Source organism: Pseudoalteromonas sp. SWXJ133 (genome assembly GCF_015864365.1).
In the GTDB taxonomy this organism is placed as follows: domain Bacteria; phylum Pseudomonadota; class Gammaproteobacteria; order Enterobacterales; family Alteromonadaceae; genus Pseudoalteromonas; species Pseudoalteromonas arctica.
This window is the reverse complement of record NZ_JADYXJ010000023.1, coordinates 1-22,269: the sequence shown is the minus strand read 5'-3', so window position 1 is coordinate 22,269 and position 22,269 is coordinate 1. Positions and strand designations below refer to the sequence as shown.

Genomic DNA, 22,269 nt, shown 5'->3' with positions numbered 1-22,269 from the left:
ACTTAGTCACGCATTTTTGGCACTTATGTAGCTATGCAATTGCTCAATAGCACTTTGCATTTGGCGGCTTATATCACCTAGGCTAAACCCTGTTGCCACTTTAATTTGTTGATATGTTTCACCATGAATACGACTACGTACTATAAGGTCTCGCTGCTTATCTGTAAGCGTATTCATCGCATCGGAAATATATTCAATTCGTAAATTCATGCTACATAGATCCTCAGGGCTACCTTGTGTACATAGTAGTTCATCAATATTATCGAGGGTGTCGTCTGACAAATATTGGGTATTTTTAAAACGAGAACGATAATTTAAACCAATGTTAATAGCTGAACGAAGCAGATAAGCTTTCGGAAACTCTATTTTATCAATATGCTGGTGCGACAACATATTACTAAATGCCTCCTGCACTAAATCCTCATGGTCGCTAAGGCTTGCCCCAAAAAAATCACGGACTCTACGGTTTAGTTCACTGTTGTGCTCGGTATATAATTTTTCAAAAAATGATTCGACAATCATAAAATGGCTTTAACAACCTCTTAATTAAAAAGTAAAAACAACTGTATTAGTTGTTGTATTTAAGAGGATTAATCTAGCATTCAATTATGCTAAGAATATGACAAACCAAGCGTTTGTCACTAAAAGGTCATTTATTAGCTAAGTTATGACTCAGCAGTAATGTGCTCGTTAAGCGCTGCTTTTTCGTCAATGCTAAGCGCTTGTTTTGATTTAGCAATAAAATCATACCTCACCATAACGGCCTTACCTATCGCACAGCATTTATCATGTTGCCATGCTTCTTGTCGAAGTGTGAAAGAGCTAGTGCCTATATGCTCTACAGAGGTTTTAACTGTCACTTCGTGGCCATAAAATAATTCGCCTACAAACGACACTTCAACTTTGGCAATAATCAATTTCCAATCATGCGGGTTTAAGTCCGGTGTAAAAAACTTAAAAATAGGTCCACGTGCGACTTCAAACCATACAGGGAGTACGGTATTGTTAATGTGTCCGAGTGCATCTGTTTCGCTAAAGCGCGGCATCACTTTTTCAATAAACATAAAAATCCAATAATAATTATATAAAGGTAAACCATGACGGACTTTATACGCGTTGTTGATAACGCATTAAGCGATGAGTTTTGCGATGAATTTATTACCACATTCGCGCAAAGCCCGCATGTAAAACAAGGGGTAACATCGGGCGGTGTCGACTTAAAGAAAAAAGACAGCCACGACCTACACTTAAATAGTCACCCTGAATATGCACAACAATTAAAACATATACAACAAACGACTGCACAGCATGTTTTTAAGTATGTTGAAGAGCATATTTTTATGATGATTGGGGCATTTAGCTTAAAGGTTTATCATCCAAAAACAGGTGAAGTAGTCGATTTAACCCAAGAGAATTTCGAAGAAGTGGGTAAACCGCAATTACCCGTTTTAGTTCAGCAAATTTTTAGACTCGGTAACATTCAAGCGCAAAAATACGAAGTAAACAAAGGTGGCTACCCTTACTGGCACAGTGAAGTTTATCCGCAGCTACAGCACAACGAAGCTTTGCATCGCGTGTTGTTATTTATGTTTTACTTAAACGATGTTGATGAAGGCGGTGAAACGGAGTTTTATTATCAAAACCGTAAAATCAGCCCTAAAAAAGGCACTATGGTAATAGCGCCTGGCTACTTTACGCATACTCATAGAGGCAATAAGCCAGTATCAAACGATAAGTATATTTTAACATCGTGGGTGTTGTTTAATCGTGCAGAACAAATATATGGTGCGCCAAAGAGTTAGCGCACCAAAACGATATGATTAACCTAGCAGTTCATCAAATAAATTAAACAACTGATCTAGTTCTTCAATGGTGTTGTAGTGCATACAACCAATGCGCACTACACCGCCTTTATCAAGCACATCTAATTGCTTGCACAAACCTTGCGCGTAAAAATTACCATCCCACACACAAATATGCTGCTTACCTAAAAATTCTGAAACGGCGCGTGGCTCAAGCCCTTCAAAAATTAAAGCAAAAGTAGGTGTACGCTCATTTAAGCGATCAAAGTCATCAATACCAAACAACTTAATGCGTGGGTAGTTTACCAAGCGCGTTAAAAAGTGCTCACTAAGCGCCATTTCGTGTTGTTTAGTTTTAGCAAAAGCTATGCTTAGCTTTTCGCGGCGTGAATGGCTATCGTCAAGTTCGCTAATTGCTGCAATGTAATCAACAGCTGCGATAAAACCCGCCATGGCTTCAAAGCTTTGTGTGCCGGTTTCCCAGCGGCCTGGTGCTACGTCTTTAGCTGGCTCAACTTTATAAGGTGTAAACCCGTCTAAATGTTCTTTTTTACCGTAAACCATACCTAAATGCGGGCCAAAAAACTTATATGCAGAGCAGGCTAAAAAGTCGCAATCAAGCGCTTGCACGTCTACAAGTTCGTGCGGTGCGTAATGTACGGCATCAACATAAACAAGTGCGCCTACAGCGTGAGCAAGCTCTACAATACGTTTAATATTATTAATTGAACCTGTGGTATTTGAAGCGTAAGTTACCGCTACAAGCTTAGTGTTGCTGTTTAATAAGCTTTCAAACTGCGCCATATCTAAGCTGCAATCTGCTTCGTTAATAAGCGCTGTATTTACCTTTACGCCTTTATCTTCTGCGGCTTGTTGCCACGACGATACATTTGAGAAATGATCGGCATTGGTTACAATTATTTCATCGCCAGCCTGCCAGTCACGTGAAATTGCACGGCTAAAGCTAAATGTTAGGCTGGTCATGTTTGGACCAAACACAATTTGTTGTGAGCTAGGTGCATTAAGTAAGTCAGCGGCGGCTTGGCGCGCATTAGCCATCAACTCAACCGTTTTATCACTAGAAAAAAACGCGCCACCTAGGTTCGAATTATAACGACCTAAATAAGCTGTCATCGCATTAAGCACCGATGTTGGTACCTGCGAGCCACCCGGTCCATCTAAGAATATTGGCGATTTACCATCAACGTTTTGCATTAATGCAGGAAACTGCTCACGTAATTGCGTTATGTTCATGCTTATTCCTTAAGACGTTAATACAAAACAATCCAGGTAACCTGGTTTGCTAGCATCAATTTTGTTCATAGGTGTTGCGTTGTGCCACACTTGACGGTCGTTTATTAATGCAAACATGCCGTCTTTTATTTCCATTTTAAAACAAGGCTCAGCTTGCTTGTTTTCGTATACAAGTAGCTCGCCGCCTTCTAAGTTCTCGTGAGAAACGCCGCATATACATACATGGTCAAAACCATCTTGATGCACGCCTTCTGGCGCTGCCGGCGTATCGCTGTTAATTGCAAGCATACGGAACTGATGTATTTCAATATCACGCTGCTCATCAATACCGGTAAGTTGGCGAAACTCATTTACAATGCTTTTCATGCCTTCTGACTCAAGTAAACTTTGCTCTAAGTTTTCGTAAGTACGCTCTACATTACCTTGAAAAGTATTAATTGAATCGTCTTGAACAAATGCTTTGGCTTGCTGTAGCTTTATTTCACCATCTTGCATTTTAACTACTGAGTAACGACGTTTACGAAAGGCGCCATCTGCATAAGGATTTGCAGGCAGGTTATCAAAAGAAGGCTTAACCAAATCAATATTTGCTTGGTTAACAAAACGTAGTTGCAGTAAATTCTGGTTGTTTAATGCTGTCATAAAATCTCGCCTAAAATAATGAGAATATTGATGAGGATTTTAATGCATTTTGATAGGATTTTTTGCGCGATTACTTACTTTAAAAGCAACTTAAGACTAGATTTAATACAATAATATAAAAAAAGAAGCATGAACTATCTAATATTTATTTTAGCCAATAAAAAACCCGCCTAAGCGGGTTTTTAAACAAACTCTAAAAATTATACAGCTTGTTGAATAATCACGTTGTCTGCTTTTTTAGTGTAAGCAGGCATGCGGTGGAAGTTCAAGTAACGGTATGTATCTGACGCCGTTGCATTGATCTTCGCAGCATATTCTTGGTACTCAGCGACTGTTGGTAATTTACCAATGATTGCAGCAATTGCAGCAAGCTCAGATGATGCTAAGAATACGTTTGCGCCATTACCTAAACGGTTAGGGAAGTTACGTGTAGAGGTAGACACAACCGTTGCTTTATCTGCAACACGTGCTTGGTTACCCATACATAGTGAACAACCTGGAGTTTCGATACGTGCGCCAACACGACCAAAAATACCATAGTAACCTTCTTCTGTAAGTTGGTCTTTGTCCATCTTAGTAGGTGGAGCAACCCAAAGCTGAGTCGGAAGTTGACCTTTAAAGCCATCAAGCAACTTACCAGCAGCACGGAAGTGACCAATGTTAGTCATACAAGAACCGATGAATACTTCATCAATTTTCTCGCCAGCAACATCAGAAAGAAGACGCGCATCATCAGGGTCATTTGGAGCACAAAGAACAGGTTCTTTAATCTCAGCTAAATCAATTTCAACGATATGCTTGTACTCTGCATCAGCGTCAGCTTCCATTAGTTCTGGGTTAGCTAACCAATCTTGCATTGCAGTAATACGACGTTCAATCGTACGTACATCACCGTAACCTTCAGAAATCATCCACTTAAGCATAACAATGTTTGATTCTAGGTATTCAGAGATAGACTCTTTAGATAACTTAACAGTACAACCTGCTGCCGAACGCTCTGCAGATGCATCTGATAATTCAAACGCTTGCTCAACAGTTAGGTGTTCAACGCCTTCAATTTCTAGTACGCGACCAGAGAATTCGTTAATTTTACCTTTTTTCTCAACTGTTAATAAACCTTGTTTGATACCGTAGTAAGGGATTGCATGAACAAGGTCACGTAGAGTGATACCTGGTTGCATTTCGCCTTTAAAACGAACCAAAATAGATTCAGGCATATCAAGCGGCATAACACCAGTTGCTGCTGCGAATGCTACTGCACCCGAACCTGCTGGGAATGAAATACCTAATGGGAAACGTGTATGTGAATCACCACCAGTACCTACGGTATCTGGTAATAACATACGGTTTAACCACGAGTGAATAATACCATCACCTGGACGAAGTGAAACACCGCCACGGTTCATGATGAAATCAGGAAGCGTATGGTGAGTGCTTACATCGATAGGCTTAGGATAAGCTGATGTATGACAGAATGACTGCATTGTTAAATCTGCAGAGAAACCTAAACATGCTAGATCTTTAAGTTCATCACGTGTCATAGGACCTGTTGTATCTTGCGAACCAACAGTTGTCATTTTAGGCTCACAGTACTGACCTGGGCGAATACCTGCAACGTTACATGCTTTACCAACCATTTTTTGCGCTAGTGTGAAGCCTTTATCAGAAACTTCTGTTGCTGTTGGTACTTTAAATGTATCAGTTGCACCTAAGCCAAGAGATGTACGCGCTTTATCAGTTAAACCACGACCGATAATTAGTGGAATACGACCACCAGCACGAACTTCATCTAAAATCACATCAGATTTAAGCTCAAAAGTAGAAATCACTTTATCAGTACCATGTTGCTTAACAACACCTTCGTACGGATAAATGTCGATTTGCTCGCCCATGTTGAGTTCATCAACATTTAATTCGATTGGTAATGCGCCTGAATCTTCCATTGTATTGAAGAAGATTGGAGCAATTTTATTACCTAAACATACACCGCCAACACGCTTGTTTGGTACAAACGGGATATCATCGCCCATAAACCAAAGTACAGAGTTAGTTGCAGACTTACGAGAAGAACCCGTACCAACAACATCACCTACGTAAGCAAGTGGTAAACCTTTAGTTTTTAATTCTTCAATCTGAGTAATTGGACCAACTTCGCCCGCTTTATCAGGTGTAATACCATCGCGTTCAATTTTTAGCATTGCTAAAGCATGAAGTGGGATATCTGGACGAGACCATGCATCTGGTGCAGGAGACAAGTCATCAGTATTTGTTTCGCCAGTTACTTTGAATACAGTAACTGAGATCTTTTCAGCAACAGCTGGCTTATTAGTAAACCATTCTGCATTTGCCCAAGACTCAATAATTTGCTTAGCGAATGTATTACCTGCTTTTGCTTTTTCTTCTACATCGTAGAACGCATCAAACATAAGTAATGTATTTGAAAGGCCTTTAACTACGATTGGTGCAAGTGTTTCGTCATCAAGTAGGTCAATCATTGGTGCGATATTGTAACCGCCCAACATTGTACCTAATAATTCTGCCGCTTTTTCTTTAGAAACAAGTGGAGAATTAGTTTCACCTTTAGCTACAGCTGCTAAGAAGCCCGCTTTAATATAAGCAGCATCATCAACACCTGCTGGTATACGCTGAATGAACAAATCTAAAATGAATTCTTCTTCACCTGCAGGTGGAGTTTTGATTAATTCAATAAGATCAGCAGTTTGCTGAGCATCTAATGGCGCTGGTACGATACCTAACGCGGCACGTTCTTCTACGTGTTTACGATATTCTTGTAGCACAATATTGCCCTCTTGGTGACGTGAAAGTATCCGGTAGCGCTTCAAGCGCAAATAAGTTACCCAATACTCATAGTATTCTAACGCGTAATTATAAAGCTTTTATGGATAGATGAAAATCCATCCAGTTACGCAACTGATTATACCGATTATAAATACTATGAATAGTGGTTGTAGTAAAAACTATTTTCATGAATACTTGTTAAGTAAGAATCATTACTATTTATAAGCATAACCACTTTAATACACGCATAAAAAAACCCAGCCTAAGCTGGGTTTTTACATATAAATAACTATTAACGCTTAACTTTTACTTTCTCTACTGTAGTTAATTGCGCTTCAACACGACGATTTTCTGCGTTTGCAGCGCGTGTGTTGGCTGAGTTTTTAAGGCGTGTTTCGCCGTAACCCACAGTAGAAATACGTGATTTCTCAATACCGTCTTTCGTTAATTCAGAAGCTACATCTTTAGCACGCTTTTCAGAAAGCGATTGATTATAAGTTGCATCACCAGGAGCAGAAGCATGGCCTTCTAATACTACAGTTACTTCACTGTTCTCTTTCATGAAATCAGCAACTTGCTTAATATCACCAAAAAATTCATTTGGTACATTAGCAGCGTCATGAGGGAAAGTTACTAATAACTTTACAGTTACTTCTTTATCTTCGTATACAGTACAACCTTTAGCATCAACAGCATCTACCATTGGTGTGTTAGCACACTCGTCGTTAGCGTCAATAACACCATCGTTATCACTGTCTAACGGAGCTGCAGCAACAGGTTCTGGAGCAGCCTGAACTGGCTCTGCTGGCGAAGAGTTCTGACCAAATAAGTAGTTAATACCTAATTTAGCACCTACGTCAGTGTAACCACGGTCAAGACCTTGGTATACAGATGTTTCAGCGTTAACAAATAAGCCATCTGTAATGAAATGTTGGTAACCAATACCTGCATTTAAGAACGTATTATCTGTAGCTACTTGCATTTCCTTAACACCGAATAAACCGTAGAAAGGGCCACCGCCAAAGTGGTAAAGAGCATCAATACCGTAACGTTCACCATCAACATCGTCACGATTACCATTTGGGATCGGAGCTGCTAAAAATGCGTTAAAATCCATATCAGCATACTCAAGGCGTGCGCTCCAGTAATCACTGAAACGGTAACCAACTTCAGCACCCCAACTTGCAGACTCATTAACTTCTAGGTCTTGGTACATGTTTAAATTTTTCCAAGATGCGTCGTAGTAATCACCAAACACACCAATGTAGAAACCTTCTTCTTTATCTGCAGCAAATGTAGATGCGCTAGTTGCAGCCAACGCGATTGCGATTGTAAGTGATTTTAATTTCATTGTTTTCTTCCCATTTTTAACAACTAATAAATTGTAGCTAATGAACTCTAGCTCAACCAGTTTTGTACAGATTACCTGAGCTTTTGTTAATCGATACTTAACGAAAAATAAAGTTTATAACTTTCTTCAATACGTAGTAACAACACATGATCACTTACTATAGACGAAATTAAAGTCTTGATATAAAAATAAGTATAGTAGCTATTGTAAATTAGTACTCAGTAAGAGATGTAGAGCAATTAAATTAAAAATACTCATAAATCATAGAAGATTGTTGGATCTTAATTCGGCGCATAATAACACCAGTGTTTATATTCCCCAACATGTGTGCTCACATATGATTAAAAATGACTCTTTTTAATCATATGGTTACATCACAATATAATAATTAAGTACCACAAAAAGTCTGGTAGTCATTATCATTTATCGGTGTAGCTTGAAATTCCGGTAGTTGCTCACTGTCAGAATACGGATTACCCGCTATTTTTATAAAACGTTGTAGTAACTCACTAGACCCTGCAGCATTATACTCTGCAATTATTTTTTCGATCACATGATTACGCGGTATTACACGAGGATTTGCCGCTCTCATTACTTCATAACTATTATCGTCGGTTAAGCTTACCCACTTAGCTCTCCATTCAATTAGCGACTCTGGTATTACTACTTCTTCTTTTAAGGATTCAGTAAGCGCATCGAAAGTATTGGTGTAGTCGAGCTGGTTATCTTTTAATAGTGTTAACAACTCTGCGATTAACTCGCCGCTACTATTACAAGATTCATTTAAACCCAGTTTTTGTGCCCACATAGCCGTAAACTCAGTATTAAATTGCTCAGCAAAACTATTAATAAATGGCGTCATTAGCGAAACAGCTTGCTCGTCATCATCACTAATAAGAGGTATTAAACTTTCAGCTAAGCGAGCACAGTTCCAATTTGCCATATTAGGCTGATTACCAAATGCATAACGCCCTTGTTTATCAATAGAGCTAAATACAGTATCAAAGTCAAAGCTGTTCATCATCGCACACGGACCGTAATCAATGGTTTCCCCGCTCACTAGCGTATTATCGGTATTCATTACTCCATGAATAAAACCAACACGCATCCAACTGATAACTAATTTAACTTGGTTTTTAATGACAGCCCCTAAAAATGCTAAATAACGCTGCGATCCTGTATCGGTTATTTCTGGGTAGTGTCGCTCTATAGCTAAATCGGCTAAATTTTTAAGCCCTTCAACATCGCCTTGCGTCGCTAAATATTGAAACGAGCCAACACGAATATGACTGGTTGCTAAACGAGTAACTATTGCGCCTGCTTGTGGTGGATTACGATAAACCGTTTCACCACTACCAACGACCGCTAAGCAACGTGTGGTTTTAATGCCTAGTGCATGCATTGCCTCGCTCATTACGTATTCACGAATAGCAGGACCAAGTGCGCAACGTCCATCTCCCCCTCTTGAGTAAGGAGTAGCACCAGAGCCTTTTAATTGAATATCCCACAACTGGTTTTTATCATCATTAATAGCGCCCAGTAAATGCGCTCGTCCATCACCTAAACGTGGTGAAAAATGCCCAAATTGGTGCCCAGAGTAACCAAGTGCTACTGCAGGAATAGCCTGTTTTTCGTTACCACTAAAAATATTGGCACGTAAGTCGTCAGCAACATTAATATTAAATTGTTTTGCTAAACCATCGTTCCACAGCAATAACTGAGGAGAGGCAACACTTGCAGGAAAATCTTCAATGGCAAAGTTTTCCGTAATGTCTGTGTATCTTGGCACTAATTTCATGATAGTTCCTATTATTGCTGGCTTATACCAACACGGTTATCGCCTACACCATAGGCCACAATTAAGCTTAGTTCTTGCATGCTTAAACCACTTTGCTTTTGCATTTCATTAAAAAAAGCTTGGGCTGCACTCAGTGACTTTTTAGTTTGTAAGCCACCGTCTATAATTTTATGAGCACGTAAGTAATTCTCTACATCGCGTGATAATAAAAAGGTATCTTTACCAAGTGCTCGCAGCGCATAAGGTCCTGTATTTCCGCCTAAACGCGAACCATGCTTTTTTAAATACGCCCATAAACCAATAATATCGTCTGTTGGCCAATTAGCGACAAACTGGCTAAAACTGCCATGCTCTTGTGCTATTTCGTGGATCATGTAAGCATTTTCGGTAATTGTTTTTACTTTTTTGTAGTTACGAACAATACGCTCATCCGTTGCTTTTTGTTCTAGCATATCGGGTGGCATCATTAATAATTTATCAACGCTAAAATCCCAAAAAACCTCTCTAAAGCCCGGCCACTTATTATTAATTACTGACCAATAAAAGCCGCTTTGAAATACTTTTCGAGTAAATTCTTCAAGCCAATCGTCGTCACTTAACGTGCTTAGTTGTTTTTTAGATAGCGGTTTTGCAAGTAATAACTTAAGCATTTTTTCAGAGCCTTTTCGCTCTACCGCTCGCTTATAAATATCGCTAAATTTTTCCATCTGATTAATGCCTTACTTCTACTATGGGGCTAGTGTACGAGAAAAGCACCCAATACGTAACCACCCCTCTTTTCGATGAATTAATCTGTATTTAGTAGCTTGACATCCAGATGGCTAAAATGCTTTAATCGCTGCAATTACCCTATTTAAATTGCACAGGCTTGTAAGTTTTTACTCTACAAACAGGTGCAAAGGGCTAGAAGAGGTGCGTTATTCAGGTAGTGTATGTTAGGAGCGCAAACTCCAGTGAACATACGTGAGGGGAATTAACGCCGAGAAGTAATCACTTTTGCGAGGTGTTTATTTCGGGCGACTAGGTTGAACCCTAGCGACTGTCACCAATAGCTGCTTATAAAAAGCAGCTTATTAGTTTGGTGGAGAGCTTCTGGTCTTAAATATTAAGGCCGTGCGCCCTATTATTTTAAGCCCATTCGCTCTTCGAATTATTAGTTCGAACGACGTTAATGCGGCTCCTTCCATAAAGCTTTTTTAACTCTTCGAATAATACCAATTGCATTAAATTAGTTATCGCTAAAATGATCACGTTTTTAATAAAATTGGTACAAATTATAAGTTCGTGAGAGATGATCAACAACTTCAATTTAAACGACTACTCATTGTGGACCGCGCTCGTTACGCCATTTGATCAACACGGCGATGTTGACTACAACACGTTAACCAAGCTGGTTAGCGATCAAGAAGCGGCACATAACGGTATTTTACTACTTGGCAGTACAGGCGAAGGTTTAGCACTAACGCTAAAAGAGCAACAAGCCATTGTTGAACACGTGTGCCAACTAAAACCAGCGGTACCATTAATGGTTGCTGTTGGCGGTAGTAATCTAAAGCAACAAATTGAGTGGGTTAACTACTGTAATAAACTACCTATTCATAGCTTTTTACTTGGCTCGCCGCTTTATGCAAAACCCGGTGCTATAGGTCAAACCCATTGGTTTGAAAGCCTACTTAATGCAAGCGCTCACCCGTGTATGCTTTATAACGTACCGGGTCGAAGTGCTATTAGCATTCCAACGGCAACAATTCAAAACCTACAAAACAATAAAAATTTATGGGCGTTAAAAGAAGCGAGCGGCAGCATTGCTCAGTTTGAGGCTTATCGACAAGCAGCGCCTAATTTAGCTATTTTTAGTGGCGACGATGCGCTAATGCCTTATTTTGCTCAAGCTGGTGCAAAAGGTTTAGTGTCAGTAGCTGCAAACGCATGGCCGGTGCAAACGCATGAATTTGTAAAGCGTAGTTTAAGCGGTCAATACCCTAATTTATTTGCTCAGTGGTCAAGCGCTATTAATAGCCTATTTGCTGTCGCAAACCCTATTCCCGTAAAGGTATTAATGCATTTGCAAGGGCGATTAACAAGCCCGCAATTGCGTCCACCTTTAACACACCTTGAGTTAACTCAAACCGATTGCATCACAACTGCAAACAACACCATTTTATCTTGGCATTAAACACAGGTTTTTATAATGAGCTGGTTAGAACTATTAAATAATTTAGAATCGGGCGCAGTACGCGCAGCATCACAAAACGAAAGCGGCCAATGGCAAGCTAACGTAGAAGTAAAACAAGGCATTTTAGAAGCCTTTAAAAATGGCACTAATACTGAGTTTGCAGGTGGCTTTGTTGATAAGCATAACCTAGCTCCGCAAGAATTTAGTACTGAAGATGGCGTACGTATGGTGCCAGGTGGCTCTAGTGTTCGCCGTGGTGCTTATGTTGCTAAAGGCACCATTATTATGCCACCAGCGTATGTAAACATTGGTGCATACATCGACGAAGGCACAATGGTTGATAGCCATGCATTAGTTGGTTCGTGTGCGCAAGTAGGTAAAAACGTACATTTAAGTGCTGCAGTGCAGCTTGGTGGTGTACTTGAGCCAATTGGTGCAAGCCCAGTCGTTGTAGAAGACGATGCTTTTATTGGTGCAGGCTGTATTATTGTTGAAGGCGTAGTCATTAAAAAAGGCGCAGTACTTGCCCCTGGCGTGCGTTTATCAGCGACTATTCCGGTATACGACTGCGTAAACGAGCGCCAACTTGATAAAGGCGAGCCAATCCCTGAGTACGCTATTGTAATACCAGGCTCTCGCCCTGCTTCAAACGAATGGGCGCGCGAGCAAGGCTTAAGTATGTCGTGTGCGTTAATTGTTAAATACCGCGACGAGAAAAGCGATGCATCGTTATTGCTTGAAGAGGTTTTACGATAATGAGTTTTTTGAGCACGCCTATCAAAGCCGCTGTAAATACAATTACACAACAACTTGATACACCTTTTTTTGTTTACGACTTAGATAAACTAAACACGCATCTTGCGCGTTTAGTTGCGCAAACCGACGTAAAACTATGGTACGCCGTTAAAGCAAATCCATTGTCTAAAATTATTCAAAGCTTAGACAACGCTGGTTTTAATTTTGACGTAGCAAGTAAAGGTGAGCTTGAGCAAGTACTAGCACAAGGTATTAGCTCACAGCGCGTGCTCAACACAGGGCCTGCAAAAAGCCCTAAACAAATTAAACACTTTATTGAGCGCGGCGTGCGTATATTCGTAGCCGAAAGCCTCAATCAAGTACATTGGTTAAACCAACAAGCACAATTACAAAATACGCAGTTACAAGTATTACTGCGAGTGCAATTACGCTGGCCTGAAGGTGAAAAAAACCCACTGGGCGGCGACAGCCTCACACCATTTGGTTTGGGTTGTGATGAGTGGCAAGCGCTCAATGTAACCGACTACCCTGCACTTAAGTTTGACGGCTTACATATTTTTCAGTGGGGCAACATGCTTAGCACGCAAAAGCTAAGCGAATTGTGGTCACAAATGATTGCACCACTTAGCCAACTTGCCGGCGATTTAAATATCAGCCTTAAAATTCTCGATTTAGGTGGTGGTTTAGGTATTCCCTACACACAAAGCGAAACAACACTTGATTGGGATGACTTAATAGCTGCGCTCGCTAAAATTAAAAATGATGCGGGTGTAGATGAGTTATGGATGGAACTTGGTCGTTATGCCGTGGGCGAATGTGGTCATTACGCAAACCCAGTAATAGAGCGCAAACAAAACTATAATCAACAGCAAGTAATTTTAAGCGGCGGTATAAATCACTTATTACGCCCTGCTGTTACCAGCCAAGACTTTCCAGCTGCGTTACTGCGTGAATCCAGTGCAAAAACTCAAGCGGTCACTTTATACGGCCCGCTTTGTACAGCGCTTGATTGCTTAGGTGAACATAACCTACCAAGCGATTTAAATGAGCACGACTGGCTAGTGTTTAGCCAATGCGGTGCTTACGGCTTTACCGAAAGTATGCCGTATTTTTTATGCCATGAGCTAGCCGCCGAGTACACATTACAAAACGGTAAACTTACCTGCGTTCGCCAAGCCGAAAATGCCAGCCACTACTTAAGGTAATAAGCATGAGTAATACAACACACATCAGCCAAGAGAACATTGTAGTAGGGGAAGTTGCAAACGGCTTACCGCTTACAATTCCGGTCTATCGTTTAAAAGGTGATGGCACAGGACCTAGTGTTTATGTTCAGGCCAATATGCATGGCGCTGAAGTGCAAGGTAACGCGGTTATTTTTCAGCTACTTGAGCAGCTAAAAAACTTAAACCTTAATGGCGATATTACATTAGTACCTTATGCTAACCCAATTGGTTGTAATCAAAAATCTGGCGAGTTTACCCTTGGCAGGTTCGATCCGATTACGGGTACTAATTGGAATCGCATGTATCACTACAATAAAAATTTAGTGACACAGTTTGCACAAAATCATACTCAGTATGACGACGCTACATTAAAAAGTAACTTCAAACAGGCGCTTATTGACGAAGTAGACAGCAAGCTCAACGGTCCTGCTTATTTACTTAATACGGGTAAACGCATTGCGCTTAACTTACAAAAGCTCGCTCATCAGGCTGATATAGTACTCGATTTACACACAGGTCCTATTTCAAGCAAGCATTTGTACTGCCCAACCTATGCAACCGACAGCGCGCGTTATTTTAATATTGAACATGTATTGCTTATCCCTAGTGATTTTGACGGCGCTATGGACGAAGCTAACTTTTGCCCATGGTGGTATTTAAGTGATGCACTTAGCGAGCAAGGCCGTGAATTATCAATACCTGTAGAAGCATTTACGGTAGAGCTCGGCAGCCAAGAAAAAATAGATTTAAAAGAAGCACTAAACGATGCTAACAGCATTTTAAGTTACTTAAATCACAAAGGTGTTTTACAAAATGCAACGCACACTCCAGCTGATATAACCCGCTATGCGTGTAATTTAGATGACTACTTTGCTTATTACGCCCCCATTGGCGGTATGGTTGAATACATAGCACCACTTGGCGGACACATTAAAGCCGGTGAGCCTATTGCTAATATTTTGCGAATGGAACGCTACTTAAGCGAGCAACCACTGCAAACGCTCACCCTAGATTGTGATGCAATAGCTATTCTGCACTTTGCATCTGCAAGTGTTAACCAAGGCACTGAACTTTATAAATTTTTTACTAACGTATTTGAGCTTTAGCTCACCCTTCTCATTGCGTGAGAGTAAATTAACTATGTTGTTAATTTGCATTAGAAAAGCGGCTTAGGCCGCTTTTTTTTTGATCTATATTTACTTTGTATACGTATAGACTTTGTTATAAATACAAATTCAGTAAAAGTTCACCGTTACATATGTAAAAAGACGTTATAATTAAATTAACGCATACAACACAACCCGAACCCACAAGGAATTACAATGAGCTGGCGCCACTGGATCACACTTTCTGCCTTAATAAGTACAGCTACCTTCGCACAAGAAGAAGTTGCTACAAATGAGCAAGACAACGACATCGAACTTGTAAAGCAGTGTATTTTAAATGAGGTAATTGGCGGAGATGGTAAACAAACATTAGACGATCTTCGTAAAAAGTGTTCAGCTCTTGAAGAAAACAAACAACTTACCGCGCTTGATAAACGCCAAGCTCGTGAAGAAGTAGGTAAAAAAAATAGAAATGTAATTACGCCACATAAGCGTAACTATATTTTACCGCTTTCGTACGTATCACACCCAAACGATCGCCCATTTGATGGCTTTGATGCACTAACAGACGATAACGACGGTGAACCGCTCGACAACTTAGAAGCAAAATACCAGCTATCGATAAAAGTGCCTCTTTACGATGATTTTTCGGATAAAGACCAAGCTATATTTTTTGGCTTTACACTGCAATCGTATTGGCAGCTTTATAACTCAGAAATTTCTTCTCCATTTCGTGAGACCAACTACGAACCAGAGATATTTTGGATAAATTACCTCGACCCAGAAAACGTATTATGGGGCGACGAAATGGCAATTGCTTTAGGTATTTCGCATCAGTCAAATGGTCGAAGCCAACCAAACTCACGTTCGTGGAACCGTATTTATGCAGATTTTATCTGGGAAAACAGAGGCTTTGTTTTTAGCTTTAAACCTTGGTACCGAATAGCTGAGGACGAAAAAGAAGATATTTTAGAAGCTAAGGGCGATGACAACCCAGACATATACAAATACATGGGTTACTTTGAATTTAGCGGCGCGTATCGTTTTCATGACCATGAATTTAGCTTTATGACACGTAACAATTTAAATTCAGATAATCGTGGTGCAATTCAACTCGACTGGTCGTTTCCTTTATGGGGCCGAGTTCGTGGTTATGCACAATACTTTAACGGTTATGGCGAAAGCTTAATTGATTACAACGCGGATGTAGAACGTATTGGTGTAGGTATATTATTAACCGACCTGCTGTGATACTTCTCTAAGTTTTACGCACAAAAAAGCCAAGCATCGCTTGGCTTTTTTGTGTTTTGAACAGCTAAACAGTTATTTTTTTACTACAAACTGCCCTTCAAATTCTGCAACCACGTTATCACCATCGTAAATAGTTACAGGCACTACGTAACTTGCTTTACCGTCGGTTTCTAAATCGCTTAACTTGCCCTTACAGGTTTGTATATCAACACAACCACGTGGGTCGGTAGTAAGCGGCTTTAAGTACTTAATGTTAGCATCGGCTAATACAATATTACCTTCAAGCCCAGCTTCTTTAAGTGCTAAGTACGTAGCGCCCCAACCTGTTAGCGTGGCCAAGCTATAAATAGAGCCTGCAAACATGGTGTTATGTAGGTTTAAGTTAGCGTCTAGGTCGGCGCTGGTTGTAAATTGCCAATCGGTATAGCTTTCTACCTTAATACCCATCGCGTCACTAATTGGAATAGACTCACGCCACGTATTTTGTAGTACTTGCGTCCAATTTGGATGACGGAACCAGCCTGGCTCACACGGTTTTTGCTTTACCATTTTAAAGTGTTGTACATCGCCATACGCTAAGTGCGCTTTTTCTTTTAATTCGTAACCGTGGCGTTTATAAAACTCAAGCGCTCGTTCGCGTGCAAACAAAACCAGTTCATCGGCATTTTGTGTCCATGCTATTTTTTCAAGCTCATGAAGCAAACGACTACCAATATGCTGATTACGGTTCCCCTCTGCAACTGCCATGTAGCGCACTTGTGCTTGCTCATGACTGTTAAAGTGCAAACGTGCTACACCTAGCACTTCGCCTTCTTTATTTTTTATAAAGCGGTGCTCAGAGTCTTGTTCCATATCGTCTTGTTCAGAGCCACGAGGCTCGCCCCAAGGCGCGCGTAATACCTGCCAACGCAATTGGTAATACGCTTGCCAATCTTCGCTACTTTGTGGGGTGCTTACCTGAAACATACATACTCCTGTTGTTATATAAGCCGTAAATAAAAGTCAAAAAAAAGGCTACGGCGCTATACTAATAGTATTGGTTATCTACCAAGCTAAAAAAATAAAATAATTAAATTGATTGGCATTATTATGGCAAATACCATACTCCATCTTAAAAAAACTGCAAATACGACTTTGGTGATGGCTGTAAAATAACGTAAAAAAATAATGACAAAGGCCATTGCGCTTTAACGTTGCTAGTTTATGCTGAGAATATGACTGAAAAAATCAATTATATAAATTCACTGACGGGTTTGCTGAGCGATCAATTTATTGAAAATAGCCACAGCATTGGTCAGTTAATCTATTGGCATAAATGCAGTGGCGATCACATTCAAGTACGTGAGCACGAGCAGTTACGCTGGTTACTTATTAACGACACTCTTCAATCTGTTATTGATTTAAATAACCCGGATTTATTACTTTTTCCACACTTATTGTACCTAGATAAGCACTGGCAAGCTCTTAGCGCGCCACAAAAAGTGTTAGAACTCGGCCTTGGCGGCGGTGCAATTCGTAACTATTTACAACACAAATACCCTAAAGCACAAATAACATCGGTTGAAAAAAACGCCGATATTATTGATTGCTATACCCAGTTTTTTTCGTCAAATAAGAATGAGCAACTGCTGTGCGCCGATGCGCAACAGATTTTAGAAAGTGTGCAAAATATTGATTGGATTATTTTAGATTTGTTTAGCCAGATAGATGCACCTCGATTTTTATTTGAAGAGGCATTTTATAAAAAAATCTACTCGGCTTTAAATAACAACGGCGTGCTATTTATTAACTTTTTATCGCAGCATGAGTCGCAATTAAAGCAACTTCAGCAGCTATTACTCGATGTATTTGGTTGTAATGTTAGCCCGCAAAAAATTACGGGCTATGTAAATCATATTGTCGTGGTAACCAAAAACTTAAACAGATAAGTTAAACGTAACGGGCCCATCGTTACACAAGCTTACTTGCATATCGGCACCAAACTCACCTGTGGCTATTGTAAGCCCCAACTCTTTAGCTTGAGCTACAAAGTATTCGTAAAGCTCGTTAGCTTGGCTTGGCGTTGCCGCAGATGAAAAACTAGGGCGCATACCCTTTCTAGTATCAGCCGCTAGCGTAAATTGCGAAACCACCAGTAACTCACCTTTAATATCTTTAAGGCTTAAGTTCATTTTGTCGTTTTCGTCAGTAAAAATACGATAATTACTTACCTTGTGTAAAAGCTTATCGGCCGTTTGTTTGTCGTCGTGTTTTTCAACGCCCAGCAACAACAGTATACCTTGGCTAATTTCGCCTACCACTTGGTTGTTAATTTCTACTTTGGCATGCTTTACACGTTGTATTAAACCTTGCATTTAAACTGTGTCCTTTATTGCTGGTTCATCATCTTCTAGTTCAAGCTCTGGTGTTTCTGGAATATCATTTGGGCTAATGCACGCAGTAAATTCAGCACCAAGCAAAACAACGACCCACGACAAATACACCCATACAAACAAAATAGGAATGGTTGCTACTGCGCCGTAAATAACTTCGTATGACGGAAAATGGCTAATATAAAGTGCAAACCCTTTTTTAGTCAGCTCAAATAAAAGTGCCGCAAAAAAAGCGCCAGGTATTGCCGCTCTGAACGACACCCGCGTATTAGGCACTAAGGTGTAGAGCATAATAAAGCCCACCATCGAAATCCCATACGGCAATAACTTTAACAAAAACCCGCTAAACCCCGGAATTCCCTGATCAGCAAACGACACCAAAGATACAATATAAGAGGTAACACCAATACTGGCACCGAGCAACATAGGCCCTAAGCTCAAAACCATCCAGTACACAGCAAATGAGATCATCATTGGGCGCTTTTTCTTTATGCGCCAAATTCGGTTCAATGTGGCATCTACATTACGTATTAACAGCAAGGCTATTGCAGCTAAAAAGCCAATACCTACCGCCGTCATTTGGTTGGCATTGCCCGCAAAGGAGCTAATGTGCTCTCTAATAACATCGGTAGAGGTAGGGACAAAGTTGGTAAACAAAAAGCTCTCAATTTCCATGCGAGTAGATTCAAAGCCCGGAAAAGCTGAAAATATAGCAACACCCACCGCAATTAATGGCACTAACGACAGAAGGGTTACGTAAGCAAGGTAACCTGCATTAACCGTTATTTGATCGTCTATACACCGATTAAAATACTGCATCCACCAACCAGGCTGCTGGCGTATAAAGGACTTAACTTGCTGTTTGTAATGTGAGAGCTTATCATTCATACAATTGACTTGTGCTTATATAGTTTTGATTATAATAACAATCAGCGCCATAATTTACAGCACTAACGCTCGTAAACAGGAATTCAAATGAAAAAACAAACATTACTCAGTGTTTCAATGCTTGTAGTAACACTTACTTTAACTGGCTGCCAATCAGCTTATTATTCTGCAATGGAAAAAGTCGGTGTTCACAAACGCGATATTCTTATTGACCGCGTAGAAGAAACCAAAGACTCGCAACAAGAGTCACAAGAAGAATTTAAATCGGCACTAGAGCGCTTAACTACTCTAATCGATTTTAATGGTGGCGAACTACAAGACACTTACAATCAATTAAACGACGATTACGAGTCGAGCTTAAATGCCGCTAACGAAGTATCAACTAACATCAATAAAGTAGAAGACGTGGCAGAAGCGCTATTTGATGAGTGGGCCGATGAGTTAGAGCAGTACAAAAGTGCATCACTTAAGCGTGAAAGCAGCAAAAAGCTAACTGCGACTAAGCGTCAATTTGATCAGCTATTACGCTCAATGCGCAGCGCAGAGAGTAAAATGGAGCCAGTATTAACCTCGCTTCATGATAACGTTTTATACCTAAAGCATAACTTAAATGCACAAGCGGTATCGGCTATTAAAGGTGAATTCACTAACCTTAAGCGCGATATTCAATTGTTGATGAACGACATGAACAAATCGATTGCCGATTCAAACAAATTTATTGAACAAATGAATAGCGCTGGCTAATTATTTGTTACTTTAACAAGCCTGCTTAATTGCAGGCTTTTTTATGTTAAAGGGAATGCTAAAAGGGATTTACAATGAAACGCTTTTTAATCGCAACAACGCTCTTATGTATATTAACGGCCTGCGGTGCACCTAATAATATTAATCGTATTACCAGTCCCGACTCAGTTGTTGTTATTAATGATAAGAACGGTCGTTATAAAAATTTATACACAGGTGAAAAAACATATCCCACTACCTGTACTGAAAACTGCTACCCAGCCCACCCAGACTTACTATGCAAAACCGGCAGCGAAAACTGCCAGTACCAAGGTCTGCAAACTAAGCCACAACTTAGCACCGGCTATACCGTACGCTGGCTTGGCCACGCTAGTTTTGTAATTAACACCCCAAATGGTCAAAGTGTGCTGTTTGATCCGGTAAAAAATCAGTTTGATTCTCCAGTAGCACTTGGCTTTAAACTCGGCGGTGGTATTTATCGTAAAGCAGGCGCTTGGCCTAGTGAACAAGAACTGGAAAATATTGATGCGGTAATGTATTCACATATTCATTACGATCACTTTAATAAAGCCGACATACAAAGCATTGGCAATAAACCTCGTTATTTAACACCACTCGGTATGGCCGACAACTTCCCCACCGGCGGTTTTAATATTAGCGAAATGCCATGGTACTCAACAACCAACATTGACGACTTAGTTATTAATGCCGTGCCAGCTCATCATTTTAGCGCTCGAGTATTGGTGCCCTTTATTTACGAAGATAACAATAAAGACTTATGGAATGGCTGGCTACTTGAACAAAACGGCAGTACCTTATTTTTTGCAGGCGATACGGGCTACTCAAAACACTTTAAAGATATACAGCAAAAATATGGCGATATAGATGTGTGCTTAATACCAATCGCATCTTACTACAGTAAAGAAAGTGGCAAATTTTACCGCTACGTTCACACTACACCAGAGGATGCGCTCAACGCAGCACAAGAGCTTAACTGTAAAGTAATGATACCGTGGGGGTATGGTAACTCAAGTTGGAAAATGGGCGACCATACTAGCCACTCTGCTTTGCTACGTTTATTACACATGGTTAAAAAAATGGATGCTAAAACACCGCTGTATATTTTAAACGAAGGCGAAAGTATTTCACTGTAACTATTTACTTAGCTGTTTTAAGATTGTTATTACATTAAGACAAGCACACAATAAAATTGAGAAATTAATGAAAAAATTAGCACTCGCCTTAAGCTTTTTATTAAGCACGCCTGCAATGGCTATTGATGTTGAACATACATCAACTCCAATTACTATTGATGGCGTATCAGAAAGTGCGTGGGATAAAGCCGCTTGGCACGATATGCCTTATTTAATGGATGGCACACTGCCATCAAGCGATGCCGACTTTAAAGGGCGTTATCGCTTACTGTGGGATCAAAACTATTTATACCTACAAGCCGATATTGTGGATGACGTTTTAATAGATACACACGCCGATCCAACCTATAAATATTGGGATGACGACGCGCTTGAAGTATTTATTGATAGCGATGCATCCGGTGGTAATCATCAATTTAATCACACCGCTTTGGCGTACCATATTGGCCTTGATAACCAAGCCGCCGATTACGGACCTGATAAAAAAGCCCATTTGTATACCGACCACCTAGTCAGCAACTGGAAGCGCAACACCACCGCGCCCTTTAACATCACCTGGGAAGTAGCGATAAAACTCTACCCGAATGATTATAAAGAAGGTGCTAAAAATACCCCAATTACACTTAGCGAAAAGCAGGTAATCGGATTTATGCTAGCGTATTGCGATAACGACGGCAGTGACGTGCGCGAGCACTTTATGGGCTCACACGAAGTACAACCAGTAAATGGCGACAGAAACCGTGGTTTTATAGATGCTGACGTATTTGGCAAAATCACCCTACTCCCTAAAAAGTAAGTAACTACCAACTACCACCAACAAAATAATTAAGTAGATACCATCTCTTCTAACCAGCCTCAAGCTTTCTTTAAATAGCTTGGGGCTGATATTCAGTTTGATTCTTCACAACACCAAAACAGATATGTGTCAGCTTTCTCATTGCAGCACCAAT

General features: G+C 40.2%; 21 protein-coding genes and 1 riboswitch. Of the genes, 10 read left to right on the top strand and 11 right to left on the bottom strand.

All coding sequences use genetic code 11. The features are described 5' to 3' along the window. Positions 1-6 precede the first annotated feature (6 nt). A complete protein-coding gene (locus I6F40_RS15310; protein WP_166378287.1) occupies positions 7-522 on the bottom strand; it encodes an RNA polymerase sigma factor in 516 nt (171 codons plus the stop codon). 143 nt (positions 523-665) lie between these two features. Continuing rightward, a complete protein-coding gene (locus I6F40_RS15305) occupies positions 666-1,064 on the bottom strand; it encodes an acyl-CoA thioesterase (RefSeq protein WP_024593444.1) in 399 nt (132 codons plus the stop codon). A 33-nt stretch (positions 1,065-1,097) separates the two neighbouring features. On the opposite strand from I6F40_RS15305, the gene I6F40_RS15300 reads away from it, so the two are divergent. Beyond that, on the top strand, positions 1,098-1,802 hold the full coding sequence (locus I6F40_RS15300; protein WP_197193180.1) for a 2OG-Fe(II) oxygenase: 705 nt from the start codon (positions 1,098-1,100) through the stop codon (positions 1,800-1,802). An 18-nt stretch (positions 1,803-1,820) separates the two neighbouring features. On the opposite strand, the gene I6F40_RS15295 is transcribed toward I6F40_RS15300, so the two are convergent. The 6 genes from I6F40_RS15295 to I6F40_RS15270 form a co-directional block, all read right to left on the bottom strand. Further along, positions 1,821-3,056 carry a cysteine desulfurase-like protein gene (locus I6F40_RS15295; protein WP_166378281.1) on the bottom strand — a complete coding sequence of 412 codons (1,236 nt, stop codon included), beginning with the start codon at positions 3,054-3,056 and terminating at the stop codon, positions 1,821-1,823. Between the two features lie 9 nt (positions 3,057-3,065). Continuing rightward, positions 3,066-3,698 carry a 2OG-Fe dioxygenase family protein gene (locus I6F40_RS15290; RefSeq protein WP_008167256.1) on the bottom strand — a complete coding sequence of 211 codons (633 nt, stop codon included), beginning with the start codon at positions 3,696-3,698 and terminating at the stop codon, positions 3,066-3,068. A 200-nt stretch (positions 3,699-3,898) separates the two neighbouring features. Continuing rightward, on the bottom strand, positions 3,899-6,496 hold the full coding sequence (acnB, locus tag I6F40_RS15285) for a bifunctional aconitate hydratase 2/2-methylisocitrate dehydratase (protein ID WP_007579986.1): 2,598 nt from the start codon (positions 6,494-6,496) through the stop codon (positions 3,899-3,901). A gap of 293 nt (positions 6,497-6,789) precedes the next feature. Then, positions 6,790-7,848 carry an OmpA family protein gene (locus tag I6F40_RS15280; protein WP_166378279.1) on the bottom strand — a complete coding sequence of 353 codons (1,059 nt, stop codon included), beginning with the start codon at positions 7,846-7,848 and terminating at the stop codon, positions 6,790-6,792. A 388-nt stretch (positions 7,849-8,236) separates the two neighbouring features. Beyond that, positions 8,237-9,646: a protein adenylyltransferase SelO gene (locus tag I6F40_RS15275; RefSeq protein WP_197193179.1), complete on the bottom strand. Its 1,410-nt coding sequence runs from the start codon at positions 9,644-9,646 to the stop codon at positions 8,237-8,239. An 11-nt stretch (positions 9,647-9,657) separates the two neighbouring features. Then, positions 9,658-10,353, bottom strand: a complete 696-nt coding sequence (locus I6F40_RS15270) for a DNA-3-methyladenine glycosylase I (protein WP_024600032.1) — start codon at positions 10,351-10,353, stop codon at positions 9,658-9,660. A 192-nt stretch (positions 10,354-10,545) separates the two neighbouring features. Further along, positions 10,546-10,746, top strand: a riboswitch (Lysine riboswitch). Positions 10,747-10,937: 191 nt separating this feature from the next. Between I6F40_RS15270 and dapA the strand changes: the two genes are divergently transcribed. The 5 genes from dapA (at position 10,938) to I6F40_RS15245 (ending at position 16,161) form a co-directional block, all read left to right on the top strand. Further along, positions 10,938-11,822, top strand: a complete 885-nt coding sequence (dapA, locus tag I6F40_RS15265) for a 4-hydroxy-tetrahydrodipicolinate synthase (protein WP_166109373.1) — start codon at positions 10,938-10,940, stop codon at positions 11,820-11,822. A gap of 15 nt (positions 11,823-11,837) precedes the next feature. Continuing rightward, positions 11,838-12,578, top strand: coding sequence for a 2,3,4,5-tetrahydropyridine-2,6-dicarboxylate N-succinyltransferase (locus I6F40_RS15260; protein WP_024610397.1), 741 nt, complete (start codon positions 11,838-11,840; stop codon positions 12,576-12,578). Further along, positions 12,578-13,783 (top strand): PLP-dependent decarboxylase, encoded by a 1,206-nt coding sequence (locus I6F40_RS15255; RefSeq protein ID WP_166109374.1) that lies wholly within the window; start codon positions 12,578-12,580, stop codon positions 13,781-13,783. Before I6F40_RS15260 ends, I6F40_RS15255 begins: the two co-directional genes overlap by 1 nt. Before the next feature lie 5 nt (positions 13,784-13,788). After that, on the top strand, positions 13,789-14,910 hold the full coding sequence (locus tag I6F40_RS15250; protein WP_197193178.1) for a succinylglutamate desuccinylase/aspartoacylase family protein: 1,122 nt from the start codon (positions 13,789-13,791) through the stop codon (positions 14,908-14,910). 216 nt (positions 14,911-15,126) lie between these two features. Beyond that, the gene (locus I6F40_RS15245) at positions 15,127-16,161 is read left to right on the top strand and encodes a phospholipase A (RefSeq protein WP_166378269.1); all 1,035 of its coding nucleotides are present in this window, start codon (positions 15,127-15,129) and stop codon (positions 16,159-16,161) included. Between the two features lie 72 nt (positions 16,162-16,233). On the opposite strand, the gene I6F40_RS15240 is transcribed toward I6F40_RS15245, so the two are convergent. Further along, the gene (locus I6F40_RS15240) at positions 16,234-17,127 is read right to left on the bottom strand and encodes a bifunctional GNAT family N-acetyltransferase/hotdog fold thioesterase (RefSeq protein ID WP_024589539.1); all 894 of its coding nucleotides are present in this window, start codon (positions 17,125-17,127) and stop codon (positions 16,234-16,236) included. 248 nt (positions 17,128-17,375) lie between these two features. Between I6F40_RS15240 and I6F40_RS15235 the strand changes: the two genes are divergently transcribed. Further along, a complete protein-coding gene (locus I6F40_RS15235) occupies positions 17,376-18,089 on the top strand; it encodes a spermidine synthase (RefSeq protein ID WP_007376217.1) in 714 nt (237 codons plus the stop codon). Here the strand turns inward: I6F40_RS15235 and dtd are convergent. Both dtd and I6F40_RS15225 read right to left on the bottom strand, forming a co-directional pair. Beyond that, positions 18,078-18,515 (bottom strand): D-aminoacyl-tRNA deacylase, encoded by a 438-nt coding sequence (gene dtd, locus I6F40_RS15230; protein ID WP_166378267.1) that lies wholly within the window; start codon positions 18,513-18,515, stop codon positions 18,078-18,080. The two genes, I6F40_RS15235 and dtd, sit on opposite strands and share 12 nt — an antisense overlap. Continuing rightward, positions 18,516-19,421 (bottom strand): virulence factor BrkB family protein, encoded by a 906-nt coding sequence (locus tag I6F40_RS15225; protein WP_024600023.1) that lies wholly within the window; start codon positions 19,419-19,421, stop codon positions 18,516-18,518. Between the two features lie 87 nt (positions 19,422-19,508). Between I6F40_RS15225 and I6F40_RS15220 the strand changes: the two genes are divergently transcribed. From I6F40_RS15220 to I6F40_RS15210, 3 genes are all read left to right on the top strand, one after another. Continuing rightward, positions 19,509-20,165 (top strand): DUF2959 domain-containing protein, encoded by a 657-nt coding sequence (locus I6F40_RS15220; RefSeq protein WP_007582161.1) that lies wholly within the window; start codon positions 19,509-19,511, stop codon positions 20,163-20,165. A 74-nt stretch (positions 20,166-20,239) separates the two neighbouring features. Beyond that, complete coding sequence (locus I6F40_RS15215) at positions 20,240-21,319, top strand: MBL fold metallo-hydrolase (protein ID WP_166378265.1); 1,080 nt, start codon at positions 20,240-20,242, stop codon at positions 21,317-21,319. Positions 21,320-21,386: 67 nt separating this feature from the next. Continuing rightward, complete coding sequence (locus I6F40_RS15210; RefSeq protein ID WP_024593452.1) at positions 21,387-22,115, top strand: CBM9 family sugar-binding protein; 729 nt, start codon at positions 21,387-21,389, stop codon at positions 22,113-22,115. The last annotated feature ends 154 nt before the right edge of the window (positions 22,116-22,269 follow it).